Origin of the sequence: Pseudomonas sp. PvP009 (assembly GCF_017832995.1) — a bacterium.
In the GTDB taxonomy this organism is placed as follows: domain Bacteria; phylum Pseudomonadota; class Gammaproteobacteria; order Pseudomonadales; family Pseudomonadaceae; genus Aquipseudomonas; species Aquipseudomonas syringae.
Map to the genome: position 1 here is coordinate 3,171,794 of NZ_JAFIBG010000001.1, position 23,521 is coordinate 3,195,314.

General features: G+C 59.4%; 20 protein-coding genes. 8 read left to right on the forward strand and 12 right to left on the reverse strand.

Translation table 11 applies throughout. From position 1 onward, the window contains the following. Positions 1 to 31: 31 nt before the first annotated feature. The 4 genes from phnE to JOE29_RS13525 form a co-directional block, all read right to left on the reverse strand. Positions 32 to 820 (reverse strand): phosphonate ABC transporter, permease protein PhnE, encoded by a 789-nt coding sequence (gene phnE / locus JOE29_RS13510; protein WP_210079602.1) that lies wholly within the window; start codon positions 818 to 820, stop codon positions 32 to 34. Between the two features lie 28 nt (positions 821 to 848). Further along, on the reverse strand, positions 849 to 1,859 hold the full coding sequence (phnD, locus tag JOE29_RS13515; RefSeq protein WP_003423924.1) for a phosphonate ABC transporter substrate-binding protein: 1,011 nt from the start codon (positions 1,857 to 1,859) through the stop codon (positions 849 to 851). 44 nt (positions 1,860 to 1,903) lie between these two features. After that, the gene (gene phnC, locus JOE29_RS13520; protein WP_003346938.1) at positions 1,904 to 2,737 is read right to left on the reverse strand and encodes a phosphonate ABC transporter ATP-binding protein; all 834 of its coding nucleotides are present in this window, start codon (positions 2,735 to 2,737) and stop codon (positions 1,904 to 1,906) included. Positions 2,738 to 2,964: 227 nt separating this feature from the next. Further along, positions 2,965 to 4,854 (reverse strand): methyl-accepting chemotaxis protein, encoded by a 1,890-nt coding sequence (locus JOE29_RS13525; protein ID WP_024960096.1) that lies wholly within the window; start codon positions 4,852 to 4,854, stop codon positions 2,965 to 2,967. A 333-nt stretch (positions 4,855 to 5,187) separates the two neighbouring features. Here JOE29_RS13525 and JOE29_RS13530 point away from each other — a divergent pair, with 333 nt between their 5' ends. From JOE29_RS13530 to JOE29_RS13540, 3 genes are all read left to right on the forward strand, one after another. Next, positions 5,188 to 6,015 carry an HDOD domain-containing protein gene (locus tag JOE29_RS13530; RefSeq protein WP_004418047.1) on the forward strand — a complete coding sequence of 276 codons (828 nt, stop codon included), beginning with the start codon at positions 5,188 to 5,190 and terminating at the stop codon, positions 6,013 to 6,015. Positions 6,016 to 6,185: 170 nt separating this feature from the next. Continuing rightward, on the forward strand, positions 6,186 to 8,162 hold the full coding sequence (locus JOE29_RS13535; protein ID WP_209996546.1) for a DNA topoisomerase III: 1,977 nt from the start codon (positions 6,186 to 6,188) through the stop codon (positions 8,160 to 8,162). Positions 8,163 to 8,225: 63 nt separating this feature from the next. After that, positions 8,226 to 8,627, forward strand: a complete 402-nt coding sequence (locus tag JOE29_RS13540) for a RidA family protein (protein WP_032660784.1) — start codon at positions 8,226 to 8,228, stop codon at positions 8,625 to 8,627. A 7-nt stretch (positions 8,628 to 8,634) separates the two neighbouring features. Here the strand turns inward: JOE29_RS13540 and JOE29_RS13545 are convergent, their stop codons facing one another. From JOE29_RS13545 to JOE29_RS13555, 3 genes are all read right to left on the reverse strand, one after another. Next, the gene (locus tag JOE29_RS13545; protein ID WP_024647907.1) at positions 8,635 to 8,946 is read right to left on the reverse strand and encodes a DUF6482 family protein; all 312 of its coding nucleotides are present in this window, start codon (positions 8,944 to 8,946) and stop codon (positions 8,635 to 8,637) included. A 178-nt stretch (positions 8,947 to 9,124) separates the two neighbouring features. After that, the gene (locus JOE29_RS13550) at positions 9,125 to 10,921 is read right to left on the reverse strand and encodes a methyl-accepting chemotaxis protein (RefSeq protein WP_010410346.1); all 1,797 of its coding nucleotides are present in this window, start codon (positions 10,919 to 10,921) and stop codon (positions 9,125 to 9,127) included. Positions 10,922 to 11,083: 162 nt separating this feature from the next. Then, a complete protein-coding gene (locus JOE29_RS13555; RefSeq protein WP_210079603.1) occupies positions 11,084 to 12,697 on the reverse strand; it encodes a methyl-accepting chemotaxis protein in 1,614 nt (537 codons plus the stop codon). A gap of 205 nt (positions 12,698 to 12,902) precedes the next feature. Here JOE29_RS13555 and JOE29_RS13560 point away from each other — a divergent pair, with 205 nt between their 5' ends. Then, positions 12,903 to 13,847, forward strand: coding sequence for a DNA/RNA non-specific endonuclease (locus JOE29_RS13560; RefSeq protein ID WP_210079604.1), 945 nt, complete (start codon positions 12,903 to 12,905; stop codon positions 13,845 to 13,847). A gap of 97 nt (positions 13,848 to 13,944) precedes the next feature. Here the strand turns inward: JOE29_RS13560 and JOE29_RS13565 are convergent, their stop codons facing one another. The 4 genes from JOE29_RS13565 to JOE29_RS13580 all read right to left on the reverse strand — a co-directional run bounded on the left by JOE29_RS13565 (position 13,945) and on the right by JOE29_RS13580 (position 19,114). Beyond that, on the reverse strand, positions 13,945 to 14,865 hold the full coding sequence (locus tag JOE29_RS13565; protein WP_004410739.1) for a substrate-binding domain-containing protein: 921 nt from the start codon (positions 14,863 to 14,865) through the stop codon (positions 13,945 to 13,947). Between the two features lie 18 nt (positions 14,866 to 14,883). Next, entirely contained in the window at positions 14,884 to 16,869 is a 1,986-nt protein-coding gene (locus JOE29_RS13570; protein WP_046719550.1) for a methyl-accepting chemotaxis protein, read from the reverse strand. Positions 16,870 to 17,077: 208 nt separating this feature from the next. Continuing rightward, positions 17,078 to 17,914, reverse strand: coding sequence for a DUF1206 domain-containing protein (locus tag JOE29_RS13575; protein ID WP_016567949.1), 837 nt, complete (start codon positions 17,912 to 17,914; stop codon positions 17,078 to 17,080). A 108-nt stretch (positions 17,915 to 18,022) separates the two neighbouring features. Continuing rightward, positions 18,023 to 19,114: an SMP-30/gluconolactonase/LRE family protein gene (locus JOE29_RS13580; protein ID WP_210079605.1), complete on the reverse strand. Its 1,092-nt coding sequence runs from the start codon at positions 19,112 to 19,114 to the stop codon at positions 18,023 to 18,025. 199 nt (positions 19,115 to 19,313) lie between these two features. Between JOE29_RS13580 and JOE29_RS13585 the strand changes: the two genes are divergently transcribed. The 3 genes from JOE29_RS13585 (at position 19,314) to JOE29_RS13595 (ending at position 21,229) form a co-directional block, all read left to right on the forward strand. After that, the gene (locus JOE29_RS13585) at positions 19,314 to 19,685 is read left to right on the forward strand and encodes a hypothetical protein (RefSeq protein WP_210079606.1); all 372 of its coding nucleotides are present in this window, start codon (positions 19,314 to 19,316) and stop codon (positions 19,683 to 19,685) included. Between the two features lie 2 nt (positions 19,686 to 19,687). Next, complete coding sequence (locus JOE29_RS13590) at positions 19,688 to 19,870, forward strand: DUF1289 domain-containing protein (RefSeq protein ID WP_003315517.1); 183 nt, start codon at positions 19,688 to 19,690, stop codon at positions 19,868 to 19,870. A 105-nt stretch (positions 19,871 to 19,975) separates the two neighbouring features. Continuing rightward, on the forward strand, positions 19,976 to 21,229 hold the full coding sequence (locus JOE29_RS13595; RefSeq protein WP_210079607.1) for an MFS transporter: 1,254 nt from the start codon (positions 19,976 to 19,978) through the stop codon (positions 21,227 to 21,229). 6 nt (positions 21,230 to 21,235) lie between these two features. Here the strand turns inward: JOE29_RS13595 and JOE29_RS13600 are convergent, their stop codons facing one another. After that, a complete protein-coding gene (locus JOE29_RS13600) occupies positions 21,236 to 21,985 on the reverse strand; it encodes a carbon-nitrogen hydrolase family protein (protein WP_210079608.1) in 750 nt (249 codons plus the stop codon). A 161-nt stretch (positions 21,986 to 22,146) separates the two neighbouring features. Here JOE29_RS13600 and JOE29_RS13605 point away from each other — a divergent pair, with 161 nt between their 5' ends. After that, the gene (locus JOE29_RS13605; protein ID WP_044311504.1) at positions 22,147 to 23,448 is read left to right on the forward strand and encodes an Nramp family divalent metal transporter; all 1,302 of its coding nucleotides are present in this window, start codon (positions 22,147 to 22,149) and stop codon (positions 23,446 to 23,448) included. Positions 23,449 to 23,521 lie beyond the last annotated feature (73 nt).

Here is a 23,521-nt window from a genome sequence, read left to right on the forward strand (position 1 = left end):
AAAAAAGTGTTCATTGAACACCCCTCTTCTGTCAGATGAATTGCTTGCGCAGGCGCTGCGACATGATGTCGATGACGCTTACCACAACGATGATCACCAGCAGCACGGCGCTGGTCTGGACGAACGCAAAGGCGCGAATGTTTTCCCAGAGGATAACCCCGATGCCTCCTGCGCCGACCATCCCGACCACAGTCGCCGAGCGCACATTGGATTCGAACCGGTATAGAGCATAGGAGATCCACAGCGGCATGACCTGCGGGATGACCCCGTAGATGACTTCCTGCAAGGCGCTGGCACCGGTGGCGCGCACCCCTTCGACCGGTCCGGGCTCTATGGCTTCGACAGCTTCGGCGAACAATTTGGCGAGGACCCCGGTGGTGCTGATCCACAGCGCCAGCACCCCGGCGAACGGCCCCAGCCCGACGGCGACCACGAACAGCATCGCAAACACCATCTCGTTGATCGAACGAAAAGCGTCCCTGCAGCGCCGCAGCGGCAGATGAATCCACCACGGCGTGATGTTCTCGGCGCACAGAATGCCCAGCGGTATCGAGCAGACAATCGCCAGCGCCGTGCCCCACAGAGCGATCTGGATAGTCACCAGCATTTCCTTGAGGTAACTGCGCCACTCACGGAAGTCCGGAGGGAAGAAATCGGCGGCGAATGTGGCCATGTTCGACGAGTCGCGAACCAGTGCCATCGGGTTCATTTCTGCGCCGTGCCAGGCCCAGGCGAGTGCAGCGAGCAACAGGCCCCAACCCAGATAACGGGACCCGTTGGGTTTGCCCGCGACCTGGGTATAGGCAGCATGAGTGGTCATGACGAACTCCTGATCGTGAACGGCTGGCTCAACCTGCGGAGCTGCCTGCGGTTTTCTGGTTCAGCTCGGTGATGCGCTCCTGCAACTTGCTCAGGCTGGCATCGATATCCTTGAGACGGGCGGCTTTCTCCTGCTCGTCCAGCGTGGTGCTGGCCACCACTTCGGTGCGCTGCTTGAACAGTTCGAGTTGGCGAATGGGCAACAACTGGTCGTCGCTGGACTTGAGAAACTTGCCCATCTGCATGTTCTTCAGCACGGTTTTCTCTTCGTCGGTATTGCCGTAACTGGTGAAGAATTCACGAATCTTTGCCTTTTCCTGGTCCGACAGCGCCTTGCTCCAGACAATCGGGTCGGCCGGGATCAGCGGCGATTTCCAGATCACCTTGAGTTGCTCGACCTTGTCGGGCTGAGTCACGGCCAGGCGATCCCAGCTTTCGGTGTTGAAGGTCGCAACGTCCAGCTGACCCTTGGCAACGCTGAGGGCGTTGACTTCATGACTGGAGTTCAAGGTGCGCTTGAAGGCGGTGGACGCATCGACATGGTTTTTCGCAAACACGTAATAACCTGGCACCAGATAGCCCGAAGTGGAGTTCGGGTCACCGTTGCCGAAGGTCAGGCTCTTGGCGTTCTTGAGCATGTCTTCGACGTTATTGATCGGGCTGTCCTTACGTACGATCAGCAGGCTCCAGTAGCCCGCGTCACCGTTGGCGGCCGAGGTCTGGGCAAAGATCTCGCCGTTGGAGCGGTCCACCGCTTCCATCGCCGCTTTGTTGCCCAGCCAGGCCACGTCCACCTTGTTGAAACGCATGCCCTGAATCAGGCCGGCGTAGTCCGAGGCGAAGGTGGCGTTAACCTTGAGACCGGTCTTGCGGCTCATGTCATCGAGAAACGGCTGCCAGATACTTTTCAGGTTTTGCGAAGACTCGGTGGACATGATGCCGAAATTGATGGCTTTTTCTTCTGCGGCCTGGACCGTGCCCAACGCGCAGGCAGTCAGCAAGGCGGCAGAGGCGAGAAGACGACCGATACGCTTGAACATGCAGGCTCTCCGGAAAATGTCAGGTGATGGTTGTCGAAAGGACGTCAGACCTTGGCCAGCGTCAGGCTGGCTTTTTGCCGCACACGCCGGCTTCGTTCGGTGATCATCAGACTCGCGTCCGCGTCTGCACCGTAGAGGTCGTTGAGAAACTGTTTGCTGAGGTCCTGCGCCAGACCATCAAAATGGATGCGCCCCGACTTGAGAGCCACCGCACGCGGGCAATAGCGCACGGCATAATCGACCTGGTGCAGGGTCACCACGACCGTCTTGCCGTCGCGGCGGTTGATGTCGGCGAGGATTTCCATGACGCGGCGGGCCGATTCCGGGTCCAGCGAGGCAATCGGCTCGTCGGCGAGGATCACTTCGGCGCGCTGGGTCAAGGCCCGGGCTATCGCCACTCGCTGCTGCTGACCGCCGGACAGGGTCGAAGCCCGTTGCGCGGCAAGGTCCGCCAGCCCGACCCTTTCCAGCGCAGCCATTGCACGCTGTTTTTCCTCGTTATTGAACAGCGCAAGACTGCCGCGCCAGCGTGGCATGCGCCCCAGACAACCGAGCAGGACGTTGTCCAGCACGCTGAGGCGATTGACCAGATTGAATTGCTGAAAGATATAACCGATGTCGGCGCGCAGACGTCGCACCTGGCCGTTCAGGCGACCCGAGGACTGAACCTCGCGCCCCAGCACCTGAACCTGTCCGCCATTGCTGCGATCGCAGCACGCCAGGCCGGCGAGATGCCGGAGCAGCGTTGACTTGCCCGAACCGGAAGCGCCAATCAGCGCGACCATCTCACCGGGTTGTATAGACAACGCAAGGTCAATGAGCGCGCTTTTATGGGAAAAGGTCTTGTTCAGGCCTTGTACATGAATGGCTTCGTTCATGAGGCTTCTCGGTCTGTGTACGACCCAGGACAGGTCGCATTTGGTTGTCAACCAAACTGAACCTGTGTTGTTGCAGCCTCATGAAGCTCGAATGACGGGGTCATAACAGTTTGTCGCAGATGTTGTTGCGATGCGCACACGTTCAGCGATGCAGGGCGTCGGGATACGGTTCCAGACGCTCTGCCTGCGCCGCCCAGGTATGAGCAGCGGCGCAGAGAATGGCCGGATCAGATCCTGAAGCTGCCCACCAGTTGCTGCAGACGCGCGGCCTGCTCTTCCAGCGAGTTGCAGGCATCCAGGGTCTGGCGCAGGTTGTCGACGCCCAGCTGGTTGAGGGTGTTGATGTGAGTGATGTCGACATTGATCGATTCGACCACCGAGGTCTGCTCCTCGGTTGCCGCCGCGACCGACTGGTTCATGCCGTTGATCTCTTCGATACGGCGGGTCACGCTGCTCAGACGCTCGCCGGCCAGGTTGGCGATGCCGACGCTGTCCTCGCTCTGACGCTGGCTCTCGGTCATGTTGGTCACTGCGTCGCGAGCGCCGACCTGCAGCTCTTCAATCATGGTCTGCACTTGCTGGGCAGAATCCTGAGTGCGATGCGCCAGGTTGCGCACTTCGTCGGCCACGACCGCAAACCCGCGCCCGGCTTCACCGGCACGCGCCGCTTCGATGGCCGCGTTGAGCGCCAGCAGGTTGGTCTGCTGGGAAATGCTGGTGATCACTTCGAGAATCTGCCCGATGTTGGCGGTCTTGCCATTCAGGCTTTCGATGTTCACGCACGACTCGCTGATCTTCCCGGACAGCTCGTTCATCGCCTTGATGGTCTGCTGCACGACGTTCTGGCCGTCGCTGGCCAGGCCGCTCGCATCGCTCGACTGCTGCGAGGTGCGTGCCGCATTCTGGGCGATTTCCTGGGCTGCGGCGCCCAATTCGTTGATCGCCGCCGCCACGCTTTCGGTACGGTTGGACTGCTGGTCCGAGTTGCTCATGGACGCGTTGGAGACCTTGACCACCCGAGTGGCAACCTCGCCCAACTGTGCGGCAGTCGAAGCCACTTCACGAATCGAAGTGTGAATGCGCTCGACGAAACGGTTGAACGACTCGGCCAGTTCACCGAATTCATCCTGCGAAGTGATCGCCAGACGCTTGGTCAGATCGCCCTCGCCGTCAGCGATATCACGCATCGCACGGCCCATCTGATGCAAGGGCTGCATCAACACGCGAATCAACAGACCCAGCAGCAGGATGATCACCACCACCACTACCACCATGGCCGTGATGGCCGAGGCACGGAACTCGGCCAACATGGCGTAGGCGGAATCCTGCTCGAGTACCAGTGCCACGTACCAGTTGGCCGTCGAAACACCTTGAACAGGCGTGAAAGAAATGATTTCCGGCTTTTTACCGGAGTCGATTTCGGTCACACCCGTGGTAATTTTCGGAGTGTTGGTCGGGTAGGCTTCACTGATGTTCTTGAGCACCAGTTTGCTGTCCGGGTGCACCAGAATCTTGCCGTCGGCACTGACCAGAAATGCATAGCCATGGCCATCGAAGTTCAGCGAGTTGATGATCTTGGTGACGTTGTCCAGAGCGATATCGGCACCGGCCACGCCCACGAACTGATTCTGGAACTTGACCGGTGTGGCCATGGTCATGACCAGCTTGCCGGAAGATGCCGCGATGTAGGGTTCGGTCACAATGGTGCCGGGCGCATTCTGTGCCGCCTTGTACCAGCCACGCGCACGCGGGTCGTAGTCAGCGGGGCGATTGGCCGACGGCACCGAGAACATCACGCCTTCGGTGCTGCCAAAGTAGCTCAGCTGAAAACTTTCGCTGTAGGCAGGCAGGCCGATGGCGCGCTGCAACTGTGGCAGTTCCTTGCCATCCGCGGCGATCTGCTGCGACATCGATTGCAGCAATTGCATACGGCTTTCCAGCCAGGTCTGAATATTCTGCGTGGTGAGCGTACCCAGTTGCTGCAACTCGGACTTGACGCTGGATTTGAGTGACTGACGCTGGCGATAGTCATTGACGACAATGAACACGCTGAACGCAACAACCACAATCAATGCAGCGGCAAGAAGGATTTTCTTGCTGAACCCCAGACTCTTCATAGCGGATACTTCCACGGCAAAAAACCAATAAGGACGATCTCTGGATCGCCAATCAAACTTCACAACGGTGCCGTCTATTTCACGTTACAACCCACAGGCCGTTCAGCAACCGGAGCCGATACACCTGCCGCGGCGTCAATCACCAGGCAGGTCCGAGTATCGACACCTTACAAAGACGCTTGTATCGCCATATCGGCGCGACCCACGAGTCCTTGATTATTTTTTTCGTCGGGGGTCGAGATGTCCTTCCCATAATCGACACTCAAGCGTGCAGAACATGAAAAACTGGCTATGGTTGAAATCATCCCCCGCCCTGCACAGGATGGTTTCGCCATGCCAAGTATCGAGCAACTTTTTGACGGTTTGCATAGCCTCCCGAGTATTCCCAAAGTGGCTCAGGACTTGATGCTGCAATTTGACAATCCCTCTTCCAACCTGGAAAGCATTGCCCGCAATATAGAAAAAGACCCGGTGATTGCGGCCAAGGTATTGCGCTTGGCCAACTCGGCGCGCTTTCGTGGTTCGAGGGAATCCTCGAGCATCGAAGACGCGGCCATGCGCCTGGGTTTCAATACGTTGCGTACGCTGGTAATGGCCTCGGCAGTGACCGGTGCCTTCAAGGCCGGGCCGAGTTTTGATCTCAAGGGGTTCTGGCTGAAAAGCTTTCAGGTGGCAGGGATCTGCCGGATGCTGGCGAAACAGACCGGTGCCGACCCTGAAATCGCCTTTACCTGCGGGGTCATGCATAACATCGGAGAGTTGCTGATCCAGACCGGCGCGCCCGATGTGGCCGAGCGCCTGAACAACGCCGCTAAAGCCGGGACGCCAGGGCGTGCAGCCAGCGAAACCCTGCAACTGGGTTTCAGCTACCCGGAAGTCGGCGCAGAACTGGCCAGTCGCTGGCATCTGCCCCAGGTCATTCGCGACGCAATCGCCTATCAGGCGACTCCGCTGAAGGCACCGAAGGACGCGTCTTTACCGAGGATCGTCGCCCAGGCCATCACCATTTCAGACGCGCTGGAAGCCCATGGCGGCGCAACACCTCAGGCGCAGCAGGCGTCAGGCGGGCCGCTGATGGAAGGCATCGATCTGGACGCTCTGTTTGCCGGGTTGCCAGCGGTGCTGGAAGCCGACAAGGCGTTTTCCGAATTGTTGAGCTGAGCCACCGGCAACTCTAAAGGCTGGACCGCGCAAGCGGGCAGAACATCGAGCGGTCCATTGCTGAGGCCGCACAGTGCATTTATCTGTATATCCATACAGATAAAACTTGCCCGCTACGCATTCAACGTTCATCCTTGCAGCCCTTGCACCGGTAATCGACGACGGTAGTCATGCGGCTGTTTCTCTGCGAAAAACCTTCCCAGGCCAAAGACATTGCGGCTGCGCTCGGCGCGACCCGGCGTGGCGACGGCTGCTGGGTGGGTGCCAATGCGACGGTGACCTGGTGCATCGGCCACCTGCTGGAAACCGCCCCGCCCGATGCCTACGATGCACGTTACAAACGCTGGGTGCTGGAAGACCTGCCCATTGTTCCGGAAAAATGGAAGATGCTGGTCAAGCCCAGAACTGCCAGCCAGTTCAAGGCAGTCAAACGACTGCTGGGTGAAGCCCGGGAACTGGTGATCGCCACCGATGCCGACCGTGAGGGCGAAATGATCGCCCGCGAACTGATCGAGCACTGTCGCTATCGCGGGCCGATTCAGCGCTTGTGGCTGTCGGCACTGGATGACGCCTCGATTCGCAAGGCGCTGGCGGCGCTCAAGCCCGGTGCCGACACGTTCAGCCTGTATCACTCGGCACTGGGCCGATCACGCGCCGACTGGCTGATCGGCATGAACATGAGCCGTCTGTTCACCCTGCTGGGTCGACAATCCGGTTATCAGGGCGTGTTGCCAGTGGGCCGGGTACAAACCCCGACCCTGCGACTGGTGGTAGACCGTGATCGCAGCATCGCCAACTTCGTCCCGGCGCCCTACTGGGCGATTGACGTCAGGCTGCTGCATGACAATCAGGCCTTCATTGCCCAGTGGCGCGCGCCGTCGGACGCCTGCGACGATCAGGACCGCTGCCTGAACCAGGCGCTGGCGCAACAGGCTGCGCACGACATGCACGCCGCAGCCAGCGCACGACTGGTCAAGCTGCGTACCGAGCGCATTCGCGAAGCCGCGCCCTTGCCGTTCGACCTGGGTACCCTGCAGGAAATCTGTTCGAAGAAGCTCGGGCTCGGCGCGCAGGAAACCCTCGACATCGCCCAGTCCCTGTATGAAACCCACAAGGTCATCACCTACCCGCGCAGCGATTGCGGGTACCTGCCGAACAGTCAGCACGGTGAAGCCGCAGGCATCATCGCGGCACTGTGCAAGGCCGACCCTGCACTGGCAGGCCTTTCCCCGCACCTCGACCCACAACGTCGGTCACGGGCCTGGAATGACAGCAAAGTGACGGCGCACCACGGCATCATTCCCACCGCGGCGGTGCGTGGCGTAGAACGTCTGACCGGCAAACCGCGAGCGGTGTATACCCTGATCAGGGCGCGTTACCTGGCCCAGTTTCTGCCCAACCATGAATACGACCGCACCCAGGCTGACTTCGACTGTGCAGGCCACGCGCTGCGTGCGGTGGGCAAGCAGATCGTCGAGCCGGGCTGGAAGCGTGCGATGCCCGAAGCGCTGACCCCGGCCAAGGGTCGTGAAGCGCCTGCCCCGCAGCCGTTGCCGGCATTGTTTCAGGGCTGCGAGTGTGCAATCGCCGAGGTCGTCCTCAAGGACCTCTGGACCCAGCCGCCGAAACCGTTCACCGAGGGAGACCTGATCAAGGCGATGAAGAACGTCGCCAAACTGGTGGAAGACCCGCTGCTCAAACAGAAGCTCAAGGACACCACCGGCATCGGCACCGAAGCCACCCGCGCCGGGATCATTCAAGGCCTGCTGGACCGTGGCTACCTGACCAAGCAGGGCAAATCGCTGTGCGCAGCACCGGCGGCCTTCAGCCTGATCGACGCCGTGCCGCGTGCCATCGCCGATCCGGGCACTACCGCCATCTGGGAGCAGGCGCTGGACATGGTCCAGAGCGGCGAAATGAGCCTCGAAGAGTTCGTTGCCAAACAGGCGGCGTGGATGAGCAAACAGGTCAGCCGTTGCGTCGGCATGCGTATGAGCATCAGCGGGCCGGCCAGCCCGGCAGGCGTTGCGCCGCCCTGGAAGAAAAAACGCAAGACCACAAAGCGCGTCGCCAAGACCTCCACCGCCACAGCGGACACTGCGGCGAAAAAGCCACGGCGTGCTGCCAGACCGGCCGCCAAGGCGTAGGCCGGAACGGCGATAGCCAGATCAGCCACTGCACATTCAAGCGTTACAAACAGGTGTTACAACATGTCAGACCGAGAGCTCATCATTCCGCCCACCATGCAGTCGATCATGGACCGTGCAGGCTATGCGCCTGCGGTCAGGGTTGGGGATACCCTGTACTGCGCGGGCCAGGTGGGGCGTACGCGGGATATGGAAGTCATTCTCAACCCAGAGGCGCAATTCATCGCCTGCTGGGAAAATCTGCGCACCGTACTGGCCGAGGGCGGCTGCACCTTCGACGATATCGTCGACATGACCACTTATCACGTCGCCATGAGCGAGCACATGGCGGTGTTTCGTGAAGTGAAAAACCGCATTTTCCCGCGTGGCCAATGTGCCTGGACCTGCATCGGCGTTGCCGAACTGGCGCACCCCGGGTTGCTGCTCGAAATCAAGTGCGTTGCGGTCAGGCGCGACAACACCTGATCGGCAATCACAGGCTGGAGCGCAAGGGTATCTCGTGCCGCGAAGACTGGGCCCGAACATCGTCAAGACCGACCATTTCGTCATGCGCCACGGCCTGGGTCATGAACAGTTTTACGTCAGACACCGAAGACAGCACCTTGCGCGCCTCTTCCACCGAAGCAACGTGCAGGGTTTTTCCGCTCGAATCTTCCACCGGCACAGACTTGCCGTCGAGCTTTGCGTGCAGCACGTAGGAACCGCCTTCCATGGAGATCAAATCGAGTTCACGAACCGTTTGATCCTTTACATGCTTGGTCAGGTCTTGAATGTTCAAAGTCACACCTCCGGTGGCGTTCTGGAAATCAGCGCCGCTTGAAAATGGAGCTTTTATTGGCGCAAACGTTCAGTCCTTTCGGGTCAGGCCAGCCTGAACACGTCTGCCGTCAGTGCATGAAACACATTGAGCGATGTCACTGTGGGTCAGCATCGAACACCGGGCGCGCACGTCGCGCCCTCGCTTATTTACCCAATAGCAGCGCTGCGTCGAAGCCCATCCGCAAGTTGCCCCAGTGGCGCCCCTCGAAGAAGAACGGCACATCGATTTCGGTCATGATCTCGCCGGTATCGCGCAGGTAAGTCTGCAACAGAAAACGCTGCTTGTTGCCTGCGGCGCGCAGACCAATCGGGTCGGAGAACATACGTTTGTTGCGGCACACCGGCAGATCGACTTCACGATTGCCGGTAGGTTTTTGCGATACCCAGCTGTTATTGACCGGGCAATAGCCCTTGCTGTCGACGATGAATGTAACCTTGCCGCCGCGCGTGCCCTTGGTCAGCTTGTCGCATTCTTCCTGGCAGATTTGCGCAAAACGCTCGGTGTAACCGGTGGTGTATTGTTTGGGGTCTGTGCCCGGAATCAGCTTGTAACTCTGATCGAACAGATTGACGCCCTGTTTATGCAGCTCGACCAGGCGTGCTTGCAGAATGTCACGGCACTGGCTAGCGCGAGTGATCGCCGCATCCAGTTCGCCATGCCCAAGCACAAATCGCCCAAGCAGCGCCTGCACCTGCTCGGCCACACTGGACAGATCCCGGGTGGCCGTAGCGGAGTGCTGCATGCGCTGGTCGATGGCCTGGCTATCGGAATAGATCCGCGTTACCCGTTCATTGATCCCCGTGTTTGTAGAGGCAAACTGCTGAATATGAGCAGCGATGTCGGCGAGCTTGTCGTTGGTCGACTCGAAATCGCCGATCATGCTTTCGAAATGGCCGGACGCACGCTCTACCACCAGCTGGGTTTCGCGGGCGCTGTGGCTGATCTGGATGGTCTGTTCGTGTGTGGAGCTGACTTCCTGAAGCATGGCGTCGATGTTGCGAGAGATATCATCAGTGGCTTTACTGACGTTTTGCGCCAGCGTGCGCACCTCGTCAGCCACCACCGCGAAACCTCGACCACTCTCCCCCGCCCGCGCCGCTTCGATGGCCGCATTGAGCGCCAGCAGGTTGGTTTGCGAAGAAATCTGCTGAATAAGACCGACTATCGACTTGATGCTTGATGAACGCTCATTCAAGCCGGAGACCAGTCCACCGAACTCATTGAGGCTGCTGGATATCTGGCTGATGTTTCCGGTCACTTCCAGCAATTCGGCATAAGAATCGCGCGCCATGCTCAGGTTCTGCGCGGTGGTGCTGGAAATGCCCTGGGTCTGTTGCGAGACGTCCTCGATGCTGCCCACTGCCATGTTGCTCTGGTCCATCACTTCTCTGGCGAAGCGTGCCTGATCGGTTGCGCTGTCGCTGGAATCACTGATGTTCTTCAGCGAACGCGCCGACTCGACGGCGATCTGTACAGTCAGCCCTTGAATGCTGCTGATGATCTCGCGCTGTTTGGCCAGAAAGAGATTGCAGGTACTGGCCAGCCCGCGAATTTCATCATGAGTGAGCAACGGCAGATCCTTCGACAGATCACCCTCACCGCTGGCGACCTCTTCGAGCGCGCGGGTCATGGACATCACAGGACGCACGATCAGGTGGCGGAAATACCAGACCATGAAGCTGACCATGACAAGCGTGAACAGCGTGCTCAACAGAATCGCATTGCTCAGCAGATCAAGCTGACTCTGGATCACGCCAAGCGCGGCAGGGTCCGTTTGCGTGCCGCGCAATTGCAGCATGATGTCGGAACGAATGTTCAACGCCACCCAATACAGCAAGGCGCTGACCAGGACCAGCAGGAAAAGGCTTGATAGCTTCTTGGTCAGCGTGTTGAAAAACTGCTTTTCAACTGACTCGTACAAAGCCTTTAACGTCTGCATTTTGCTGCTCCTGGGTACAAGGGTGATTCCGGTGCGATGGTTAACGTCTGTCGCTACCAAAGCTTTAATGCGTTCGCCTTCAGCGGAGGCGGAAAAACTTCGACCACGCAGCTCACGGTGCTTTTCGCGCCGCAGAGTACTGCAGAGCTGGGCAATTTGATATCACAGCTGAAAGCGATCGACCGATTGTGAAAGCTGCCCGGCCATTACCGACAGTTCGTCAGTCGTACTGGCGGTCTGGCCGATGACCCGGCTATTGCCCTCGGACATGCTGGCAATCATTTCTACCTGATGAGCGATTTCATTACTCGCCAGGCTTTGCTCACCAATGGTGCGGGTGATGTCGTTGACCAATTGTGTGGTGCTCAACGTGGCATCCAGGATATCGCTGATCGCACGTTCCACTTCGGCGGTGACCGCCATGCCCTTGTCGACCTGAGCCACACCGGCTTCCATGCTGGTGACCGCCTCACGGGTGCTCTGCTGAATGCGCGCAACCATGGTGGTGATTTCCTGAGTGGACGCACTGGTGCGCCCCGCCAGGCTGCGCACTTCGTCGGCTACCACGGCAAACCCACGGCCCTGCTCGCCAGCGCGGGCGGCTTCGATGGCCGCGTTGAGTGCCAGCAGGTTGGTCTGGTCGGCAATGCCCTTGATGACCTGAATAATATTGAAGATTCCTTCCGAATCCTTGTCCAGCGTGCGGATCACCTGAGCCGACTGCTGCGCCGAGCGGGCAATGCTGTCCATGTCACTGACCACCTGATGAATCACCCGGCCGCCGTTCTTGGCCAGGGATTCGGCCTGACTGGCCATTTCCAGGGCCTGCCCGGCATGCCGGGTGATTTCTTCAATGCTTGCGGTCATCTCGCTGGTCGCCGCCGACATGGTGCCGGCTGCCGAACTCTGCTGCCGGCTGCTGTCGGCCACCTCATGGCAACCACTGCTGAGCTGACGGCTCATGCCACTGACGTCGTTGGCATTGCTGCGCACCACTTCGATCATGCTGCGCAGGTCACGCTGCATGATCGCCAGGCTGCGAATCAGCATGCTGGCTTCGTCACGGCCACCTGACTCGGCGATGGGTTCGCGCAGGTTGCCATGGGCAATACCGTCGGCAATACGGCTGGCGGACGCGAGCGGGATCATGATGCTGCGCGTCACCCAATGCCCCTGGATCAGCAGCAGCAAAATACTGATCGAAAGCACGACCGCCAAGGTCACATTGGCACTGCTAATCGCCTGACGAGTGCGCTCGCCGCTGGCTTTGGAATTGTACTCGATCAGGTCACTCAAGCTCGACATCTGCCCCTCCAGTTGCGTGAAAGCGCTGGAAAATGTACCCAGCTCTTGCTGCGCGCGGTCCGGGCTGTCGATGGCCAGCCCGACAATCCGCTCGCCTGCACTGATATAGGCGTCGAGGCTAGGCTTGATCCTGCTGAGTTCTGCCTTGATGGCATCGGTGAGCGGCAGTTGCAGGTTATCGCTCACGACCTTGCGAAACAGTGCGGCATGCTCATTGAGCGACACCTGCACTTCATCACGCGAACTGTTGCTCCTGCCAAGGCCGAACAGCATCGCTGACAGCACATCGGCGCGCAGCGCGTCGTGCATCATGTCGGCTTGCAGGTGATTGCCCAGCGCAGCCATGCTGACTTCACTGTCGAGCATCGCCGCCTCCATGCGCGTATTACCCAGGTAGTTGACCAGGCTGATGATCATGACGGTCAGTACACTGGTGCCTATCAGCAAGAACAGACGTAGTTTTATCGACATCCTGTAGCCCCTCCGGTCAATGAAATAACGCGAGCTGCGGATTGCTCTTATCAACAGCTTATCGACGCACGTTGCCAGATACTTAGGCCTATTTAGCGGATGTTGCCGAATCGGCAGACAATAACCTTGACCGTCCGGCCTGACGCCGCTCTGTAACGCGTCTATGGTGAACTAACGACATTCAATCCCCACAGGAGCAAGCACTGTGCCTGACAAGAAGTTCGCCATCGATCTCGCCTACCGGCCCCGCCTTGCCGACCTCAAACCACTGACGTCGACTGCACCCTTACTCGAACCACAGGCGCTGGCCGCAGGACGCACCACACCAGCAAGCGACTTGAAAAAGCGCACCGGCTATGCCGAGAACTTCCTCGGTGATTTCATCGTGCCCTGGCCGACTGTCGACGAGGAACTGGCGCCTGATGTCTATCCGTTGAAGAACACCGGGGATCGCCTCGATTACACGCACTTTTCCATCACCATGTCGCGCAGTCGGCGTCTGGCACTGTATGTCGGCGTCAACATTGATGGTGCCAATAGCGTAGAGGTCAAGCGCAGCAAGGACTCCTGGGCATTCGACGGCCGCCTGCCCGCCGAGGCGCAGATTGGCGAAAGTGTGTACGCCGACAACCTGCTGGATCGCGGCCATCTGGTTCGACGGCAGGACCCTAACTGGGGCAAGGAAGCCGAAGTTGCCAACAGTGACACCTTCCACTTCACCAACTGCTCGCCGCAGATGGGTGCGTTCAACCAGAAGACCTGGCTGGAACTCGAGGACTACATTCTCGACAACACACGACGCTGGAAATCACGGGTAACGGTGTTCACCGGCCCGGTGCTGCGCGACGACGACCGCAGCTACCGCAATGTCAAAATCCCTTCGGCATTCTGGAAGGTCGTGGCCTTTCTCGGTGATGACGGCAAGCCTTCGGCCAGCGCCTACATGATCGACCAGACCCGCGAGCTGGGTAAGCTGGACATCATGTTCGGCCCGCTCAAAACCTGGCAACGCAGCGTCGCGCAGATCGAGCAACTCACCGGTATCCGCTTTGGCGACCTGTCCAGTTACGACGGGTTCTCCAACGAAGAGCGCCTGACCGGCACACGCATCGAAGCCCAGATCCGCGGACCGCAGGATATCCGGGTCTGACTTTCCGATAAGCGCGCCCTGCTCCACGTTCGATCCCGAGTGTGCAGCAAGGACACAAACGTGTGACGCCCGGCGCCACACGTTTGCAACCTGCGCACTACTCGAACTGCTGACGATTTTCCGGAGTAATGAGCTTGAACGGCACCCAGATGACCGGGGACGCCAGGCTTTCGCCGCGCGCCATGCGCATCGCGGCATCCACTGCGCCGTCGGCCTGCCCGAGCGCATCCTGAAACACGCTCACCGCCATCTTTCCTTCGGCCATCAGCTTCAAACCGTCCGGGGTGCCATCGATCCCGCCCACCAGATAATCACCCGCCTTTTTGCCGGTTTTTTCCAGCCCCATGATTGCCCCAATGGCCATTTCGTCATTGTTGGCAGCGATGATGGAGAAGTCCACGCCCTGCTTGACCCATTCAATCACGATGGTCGCAGCCTGACTGCGCTCCCAGTTGCCGATTTTCTTCTGCACGACCTTCATGTCCGGGTACTTGGCGACCACCTTCTCCACGTCCTCGGTGCGCATGACCGATGATTTGTTGCTCGGGTCGCCGACCAGAATCACCACATTGCCCTTGTAATTGGCGCGGCGGGCCAGCTCTTCCATCTGCAATGTGCCGGATTCCAGTTCGTCAGAGCCGACGAACGCCGTCAGCGCAGGCCACTTGGCAGGCTCCGGATTGCGATTGACGAATACCAGCGGAACCTTGGCCTCGTTGGCCAGACGCATCATTTCCGGCGCACTTTTGCCACTCACCATTGCGACGACGATGGCATCGACTTTCGAGTTCACCAGATTGCGAAACTGCCGCATCTGCAGCTCCACGTCGTCCTGGCCGTTTTCCATGAAAATATCGGCGTCCAGCAGGGCTACCTGTTTCTCCACGCCGTGGCGCAGGATGGTCTGGAAGTTGTCATTGTATTTGGCCATGCCTACACCGATCAGCGGCGTGGCAGCCTGCGCCAGGCCAGCGAAAAGCAGGCTCGCACTCAGGGAAATCGATAACCACTGTTTCATGTTCTGACTCCCGGGGCGTTAAACGCTGAAATGATGAAGCAGCTCGCGCTGATCCCTGGCCATTTTCGACAGGTCCTGACTGCTGATTGCCGATTGCTCGGCACCGTCGGCGGCCTGCTGGGCGGAATCGTTGATGTGCGTGACCATGCGACTGGTCTCCTGCACCGTCGCGCTTTGCTGTTCGGTGGCCGCAGCGATCTGAATGTTCATGTCGCGAATCACATCCACCGCCTCGCCCATTTCCACCAGCAATTGATCAGCGCCGGAAGCCAGTGTCACGCAATGGTCGGACTGGATCTGGCTTTCGTTCATCACCTCTACCGCCGAATGGATCTTGCTCTGCATCTGGCCGATCATTTCCTGGATTTCGCTGGTGGAGGTCTGAGTGCGACTGGCCAGTGAGCGCACCTCATCGGCCACCACCGCAAAGCCCCTGCCCTGCTCGCCAGCCCGCGCCGCTTCGATGGCGGCGTTGAGCGCCAGCAGGTTGGTCTGTTCGGCAATGGTGCGAATGGCGTCGACGATGCCGTCGATGTTCTGCCCGTATTTCTGCAACTCGTCGGTCACCGCAGACGCCTTGTTGACCTGTTCAGCCTGCTGGCGAATGTTGACGATGGTTTCAGCAACACGCTTTTGCACCTTTCCGGTCAGCTCACTGGTGCTGTCCACCGCGCCGCGTGTGTCCTGAGCCCGACGGGCGACTTCCTCGACCGTGCTTTCCATTTCATTCATGGCTGACGCGGCAGAGTTGAGCCGATCCTTCTGCTCGTCCACCACGCGGGTCGTCTGCTCACTGATCTGCGCGTTCTGGCTGGCGGTCAGCGCCAGGTTGTCGGCCGACCCGATCAGCTGACGAAACGTCTGTTGCAACGACTGGGTGAATTCATTGAGATAACCACCCAACTCACCAAACTCATCGCGGCGGCTGACGTCGAAACGTACCCGCATGTCGCCACTGGTGAGCGTCTTCAAAACCTCGCGAAACGCAGCCAGAGGGCGACGAAGGCTGAAGGCGACCCATGTGCCGATGATTGCTGCCGCCATGACGGCCAGCAGGCAGGCGATCAGCAACAGGCTAAGGCTGGTGGCAATCGTCGAATCCGCCCCGGCCTTGGCCTCGTTGGCCACCGCCACTGACTGATTGCCGAACTCGCCGATCTTGCCCAGCGTTGCTTGAAGACGGGTTTCCGCTGCCTGGCGCTGCTTGTCGACCTGCTCGGCGAGTGCCGCTTCCTGCCTGTAGGCCTGATAAACGCCGTCGCTGCCAGTCAGATCGTTAAGCAGGCGGTTGACCATCACTGCGGCAATCCGGCCAGCGCGCGGGTCGGCTGCGATGAGCTCCCGTGTGCGGGTACTGATCACCTCATCCTGCAAGTTGAGTACGCGCTGCAAGGTCTGAATATTCGGTGTGGCGGCATGGGCAGCCAGACCATCGTAGGATTTGCCGACCTCCAGTAGCAGCTTTTCCCCCGCTGCCACCGTCTCGGCGGAACCGGCGTTGCGCTCGCGGGCAATATAGTCACGAAGATAACCGGTCAGTTGCGCGCCCTGACTGCTGCTGTAGCCCTGCAACACTCGGCTCTGAAGTGCCTGCAGAACGTGCTGTCGATGGCTGGCAATCAGCGTCTGCGCCTGCTCGGCATAAGCAGCACTCAGTTGGCGTTGCTGGTTCAGGTTGTCGCGCAGTTCAGCATGATCGCCAATATAGGCAGGCGTGCTGTCCAGCAACTGATTGAACCGGGTCATGCTCTCGTTGAACGGCTGCTTGCCATCGTCGATCTGTTTGGGATCAGTGCTGACCAGAACCCCGAGCAGTGCCTGGTTGGCGCGCAGCACATGCACGTATAGCTCGCTCGCCGCCCTGCTCAAGGGTGCGGATTGCCCTGTGATGACGCTGATCCGATCGCTTATGGAATGAGTGCTTTGATAGCTGATACCTGCCATGGCGAGCAGCAGTACCACCAGCACAGCAAATCCACCGATCACTCGCTGAAGAATGGTCATGGCTATCCTCTTTTATTTTTATTGCGCTGAATCTGATCCGGGCCCGCGTGGAGAACGTCAGTCCGGAAAATGATCGCAGCGCTAAAGAGAATGTCGGCCGCGCCAAGGGCGACTTGAGACGTAGATCACATTATTTTTACTGGCAGGCACCCCTGAAACGGACTGCCTGACCTGAGACGTCACGCAGTCCTCCGCCAAATGCGGGTGTTCAGCGGAAATGACGCGCCACGGCCTCCGGCGCATCAGGCACGTCCATATTGATCCGGCGCCAGGCCGCCTGAGCAAAGCTGTACACCGAAAACGCAATCAGCCCAAGTGCCACGATCAGCAATACCAGGCCGCCTGCGGGCAGATCCTGCAAACCGTTGAGCGCATCTTTCATGCCCGGCGGGTGCATGGCCTGATAACTGGAGCCGCTGACCGCCAGTAATACGGCGATTTCGATGAACGCCACGCCGCGGGCGATCAGGCCGAAGCGCGATACCGGACGCACGTACTTCATGACGTCCTCATCGGCCTCGAAATACTTCTCGAAGGACGCCTTGTAGCCTTTGATGATGTGCACAATACCCAGCCCCAGGGGCACCAGGGCGACCACGTAGACCAGCAGATTGGAATGATCCCAGGACAAAATGGCTGCCAGCAGGTCCTTGGCCTGCCCGCCATCCGATGAGCCTCCGGAGCTCTTCAGCCCACTGACCAGCAGGCCCAAGGCAAAGAACGCCAGTGCGCCGTACGTAAAGCCGCCCACCAACAGACCGCCGCGAATCACCAGCCCTTTGAGTTCGCGGCCATGATGGTCAACGTCCCGGGTAGCCTGCAGGACTCGCCATGCTGCGAACGCCAACAGACCGACGATCACCACCCCGACCAGAACGCCGCCGAAAGGCTGGCTCAACAGCGCTTCAAGACTGCTGTGGCTGTCGGCCGGCTGCGAGGAGCCCTGCGCCGCCAGTACCGCGAACAGACCGATAATCAGATAAACAACACCACGGGCGGCATAACCGCCTCGTGCAAGTAGAACCAGGCCGCGTTGCGCCGACATAAATAACTATCCCTGAAAGTAATTACAGGAACAGACCGGGCACGGCCCAAGGGGTTCGACCCGATTGACGACGCGTCGTGTCATGCGCCGTCATCGGGTCACGCGCCGTCAGGCAAACGTAGCACCGCGCGCGTTCACGAACACTGAATAAAGCGAATGGCTGCTGGCCATGAACAGCCGATTACCCTCTCGCCCGCCGAAACAGATATTGGCGCAGCGTTCGGGCAGACTGATATGACCGATGGCCTTGCCTTGAGGGTTGAACACTCGCACGCCGTCGAGTTTCTCCATATCCGCCTTGGGATCACCGTTACCGCCCCAGCCGCACCACAGGTTGCCGCCCTCGTCGCACTTGATGCCGTCGATGGCCGCGTAGTCCAGGCCTTCGATAAGCTTGCGCCGCTCGCCCAGCGTGCCGTCTTCGTTGACCGCTATCGCCCAGATCAGGCCGTGGGGTTTGGCGCGTCCTTCAACAACGTACAAGGTTTTCTCGTCCGGCGAAAAGCACAGGCCGTTCGGACCTGCCAGATCATCAATCACTCTGGAGACCTTGCCGTTCGAGGGGTCTATGCGATAGACGCCGAAGGGTTGCTCCTGCTTGACCTTTTGACCTTCGTAGTTGCTTTCGGCCTGGAAGGTGGGATCGGTGAACCAGATAGACCCATCACGTTTGCAAACGATATCGTTGGGCGAATTGAAAGGTTTGCCCTCAAAGCTGTCGGCCAGCACGGTGATACGCCCGTTGTACTCGGTACGTGTCACCCGCCGCCCCTCATTGGTCGTGCTAGAGCCCTCACAAACCAGCAGCCTTCCCTGACGGTCGCGACACATGCCATTGGAAAAGTTCGAGTGCTCGCGGTACACCGACAGCTCACCCGTCACCTCATCCCAACGCATGATGCGATTGTTGGCAATGTCGCTGACCAGCAAGTAGCGCCCGTCACCGATCCACACCGGCCCTTCGGCCCAGCGCATGCCGCTGGCCAGCTTCTCGACGCTGGCATTGAAGATTCGTATGTGGGTAAAGCTGTCATCCAGCACACGGACCAAAGGGTCGGGGTAGCGTTGGGTCAGCGGCTGAGCGCTGGAAAGACGCGGCAATGCGCCAATGGCGGCCACGGTCGCCGAAACGGCCAGTGACTGTTTAAGAAAGCCCCTGCGGCTGTGATCAGGTGTATTGCCTGGCGATGAGAAGTCCATGATGAGCATCCATTATCTTTATTGTCGGAAAGGCGCGCGTCTTGCGGCCGCACGTCATCCTACAAGATACCGCTGGACGGCTTGAATAATGGCCGTGTGCGATCAGACTTCGCCTGCAGATATACCGTATCTCATGCTTCGACACATACTCGCGATAAGGTATCTTGCGCCACTCCTTTTCAACGACCCAAGGTCCACCATGCCATCCAGCAAACGCGAACAGGCCCAGACAGATCGGCGTCTGGTGAGCGCACTGACACACGCCTGCGAGACCGCCAAGGCCGAGATGCCCGGTTTCTGCTGGCTGACTCATGAAGTCGATTACGCGGCGTTCCCGGCCAGCCTGCGGGTGGTGTGGGTGTTCGATACGCTGGCCGACAAGAACGCTGCGCTGGAGCGCAGGTTGGACAAGCGCATGATCGGTCTCACGGTAGAGGCACTTGACGATGCTCAGGTCAGCCTGTCGAATGCAGCGGCGCATGTGCATGTCGACTGCGAAGAGCAGTGCCTGCGCGAGAATGCAGGCGATTGGCAGCAGCGCATCAAACGCAAATACGCCAGACGAGGTTGAGCATGGCCAAGGACATCGAAAACCCGTGCATTTCCGTGTGCCAGCTCAGCGGTGATCTGTGCGTGAGCTGCGGGCGTACCAAGGACGATATTCGCAAGTGGAAGCGTATGAAACGGCCTGAAAAGATGGCAGCCGTGCAACGCGCAACCCAGAGGCTGAAAAGCCTGCAGAAAAAGAGCATTTGAAGCCTAAATTTCATCTTGGGTGCGGAAACTTCTTTAAAACGGCCCGGGTCAGTATTACCCGTGACTCGGTTGCCTGGAGTCGGACGAATTACAGGAACCTCACTCTTGGTCAGTCTTGCAGATCGCCGCAACACCCTTTCACTGGATAGCCTGAATTTCTTCCTTGCCGATGTGCGCGATGGCCTGGGCCCGTATCTGGCGATCTATCTGCTGGCGGTGCACAAATGGGACCCGGCCAGCATCGGCGTGGTGATGACCATTGCCGGCATTGCCGGGCTGCTGACCCAGACACCTGCCGGGGCGCTGATCGACCGAACGCCCTACAAGCGCGCCATGATCGGTGTGGCGGCCTTGTTGGTGACGCTGAGCTGCCTGATTCTGCCCTTTACTTCGTCTTTTTCAGTGGTCGCCCTGACCCAGGCGTTGAGCAGCATTGCGGCCTCGGTATTTGCACCGGCCATCGCGGCCATTTCGCTGGGCATCACCGGGCCCAAAGCGTTTACCCGCCGTACCGGGCGCAACGAAACCTTCAACCACGCTGGTAATGCCTGCGCAGCCCTTCTGGCTGGCGGCTTCGCCTACCTCTTCGGTCCTATCGCGGTGTTTTACCTGATGGCCGCCATGGCGCTGGCGAGTATTGTCGCGGTCAGCTTCGTTTCCGCAGACGCGATCGATCACGACGTGGCTCGGGGCTTCGACGCCAGCCACGAGGTCAGTGGTCACCAGCCGTCAGGCCTTTCTGCGCTGTTAAGCAACAAGCCGCTGCTGATGTTCGGTATCTGCTGCGCGCTGTTCCATCTGGCCAACGCAGCAATGCTGCCGCTGGTTAGCCAGAAGCTGTCACAAATCAATATGCAGATGGCCACACCGCTGACCTCGGCGTGCATTGTCGCGGCCCAACTGGTGATGGTGCCGGCCGCGCTGCTGGTCGGCATGAAAGCAGATGTCTGGGGGCGTAAGCCGCTGTTGCTGGCCGGCTTTCTGTTCTTGCCGATTCGCGGTGTGCTTTACACCCTTTCCGACGATCCCTATTGGCTGGTGGCGGTGCAGATGCTCGACGGCATCGGCGCTGGCCTGTTCGGTGCCCTGTTTCCATTGATGGTCAAGGACCTCACTCAAGGCAGCGGGCGTTTCAACGTGAGTCTGGGTGCGCTGTCCACGCTGTTCGGGCTGGGTGCAGCGCTGAGCAACAGCCTGGCCGGTTTTGTCGTGCATGCAGCAGGTTACAGCGCAGCATTTCTGACCCTCGCCGGTGTGGCAGCGGTAGCGTTCTGCCTGTTGTGGCTGACGGTGCCGGAAACCCTTTCGCGCTCGCATAATGAGTCCGAGCTCAAACCGGACAATGCCGTGGGCGCGTGACCACCCTTAGTCCACCGTAACCGCCTTGACCTGCCAGCCCTCGCGCTGGCGGGTTGCGACTACCAGACCGCCACCTCCACCTTCCATCCCGCCAACCCAGCGCCCTGCCTCGTCCCACAGACCACTGCGCCCCGCCGACTGCCATCCGCCAGTCGGCCCACCATGATTGGCCATCAATACCGGCAGCGAGTGACGGCGGGCATGCCCCGAAAGCAATCCGGCATCGTATTCATAGCCGCCCGGCGAGATCAGCACACTGGCTGCGTACACCCAGGATCCGCCTTGCGCCATGCGTTGCGCGTGCTTGGCGTGGGCGAAGTCTGCACATACGCACAGACCGATTCGGTGCTGATCAACGAGCAGAAAGCAGTCCTGATTGCCGGCAGTGAATACGGCGTCTTCACCGGGATGCAGGTATTGCTTGGCGTAGGCGATGACATCGCCCGCGGCGGTGAAGGTCAATGCGCCGATCAGGACACTGTCGCTCGGCCCCCTGAGTGGCACGCCAACGGTGGTCGTCAATTGCAATTTCACCGCCAATGCCACGAGCGGCGCCAGACGCGCATCGTCTGCAAGCAAAGCCAGCTCAAGAGCCAGTTCCGGCTCGTAGCCTGTCAGTGACAACTCGGGAAACAGCAAGTAACTGGCACCCAGTTCAGCAGCCCGTTGCATGAACGCCAGATGCCCGGAGAGGTTGTGCTGGATATCGCCGCGTGTAGAGCAGAATTGGGCAGCGGCGAGTATTGGAAACGTCATTGGCTCTCCAGGGAAAACGAGATTGGCAGACGCAAGCTTAGCCCGCGTTGCAGCTGGCTCACACATAGTTACACTTTCAAACACGACCAACGTTGTACGACGTCTTATCTTGTTCGGCAGTGACTGACATCTCATTACAATAAAAAACGGAGATTCACCGCATGCCGCAAACCCCGTCTCTCAAAGAAACGGCTGCATCCGCAGCCGAACCTCGCCTCAAGAAACTAGCCAGGTTATTGGGGCCCGGCATTATCGCCGTGCTGTCCTGGCTGGGCGCGGGCGACCTGATCACCTCATCGGTTGCGGGCGCCAGTTATGGCTACGCCATGATGTGGGTACTGGCGATTTCGCTGTTGCTCAGGTTTCTGATCGTCAACATCATCGCCCGCTTCCAGCTCTGCAATAACCAGGGTATGACCATCCTTCAGGGTTACGCGCAGCTGCATCCGCTGTTTGCCTGGTTCATGCTTGGCTACGCATTGCTCATGGGACATTTGATCAACGCCTACATGATCAAAGGCGCTGGCGAGGCGCTTGCCATGCTGCTGCACATCGACCAGCCACTGCTCTGCTCCGTCGCAGTGGTGATTGCCGTGTGGCTGTTGGTGGGGCGCAATATCTACGCAATGATCGAAGGCGTGATGAAGGTGCTGCTGGCCATCATGACCCTGGCGTTTCTGACCCTGGCGATCATGTCCGGACCCGATGTCACCGGCATCATCAAGGGCACCATCGGCTTCAGTATTCCGCCTGATGAAGGCGTGCACGGTGCGCTGCTGGTGGCAGTCTCGGTGATCGGCGCCGTGGCCGGGTCGATCGCCAACTTCGTCCACCCTTACGTGATGCGTGAAAAAGGCTGGACCGGCCCCGAGCACAAGCGCATCCAGCGCAACGATCTGCTGTTCGCGGTGATCGTCGGCATCATCATCAACCTGGCCATCTGGGTGGTGGGCGTCGAAATCCTGCGGCCCAACGGTATTCAGGTCAACACCCTGGCGGACCTGGGCAAGGCACTGGAAATCTTCTTCGGCCCGCTGGGCTGGTACATCTTCTTCATTGGCGTGTTCGCCACGCTGTTCGCCAGTATTTCCGGCAAGACCACAGCCTTTCCGATGCTGATCACCGATGCCTTCCAGCATATCCAGCCCAAGCGCCGCGAACGCTACGGCAAAGTGTTCCACCACGACCCGATGCACCGCTGGTTCATGCTGTTCATTCTGGTCACCCCGCTGATCTGGTCGCTGCCCGGCATGCCGGACTTCGTGACCCTGACGCTGGGCGTCAACGCGCTGAATATCATCGGGTTGCCCGTCATCTCGCTGGGGCTGCTGATCATGTCCAATCAGAAGTCACTGTTGAGCAAGGAATACCGCAACAACTGGTTCGAAAACATCGCGCTGACCTTTGCGACCGGGTTGGCGTTGTGGGTGGCGTTTCAGTTAGGGACGGAGTTGCTGGCCTGACAACGCAATCGTTTCGCTTCAAAAAATCACAGCTCCCCACAGCGTAGGGGGGAATCGACATCAGACGTGGCCT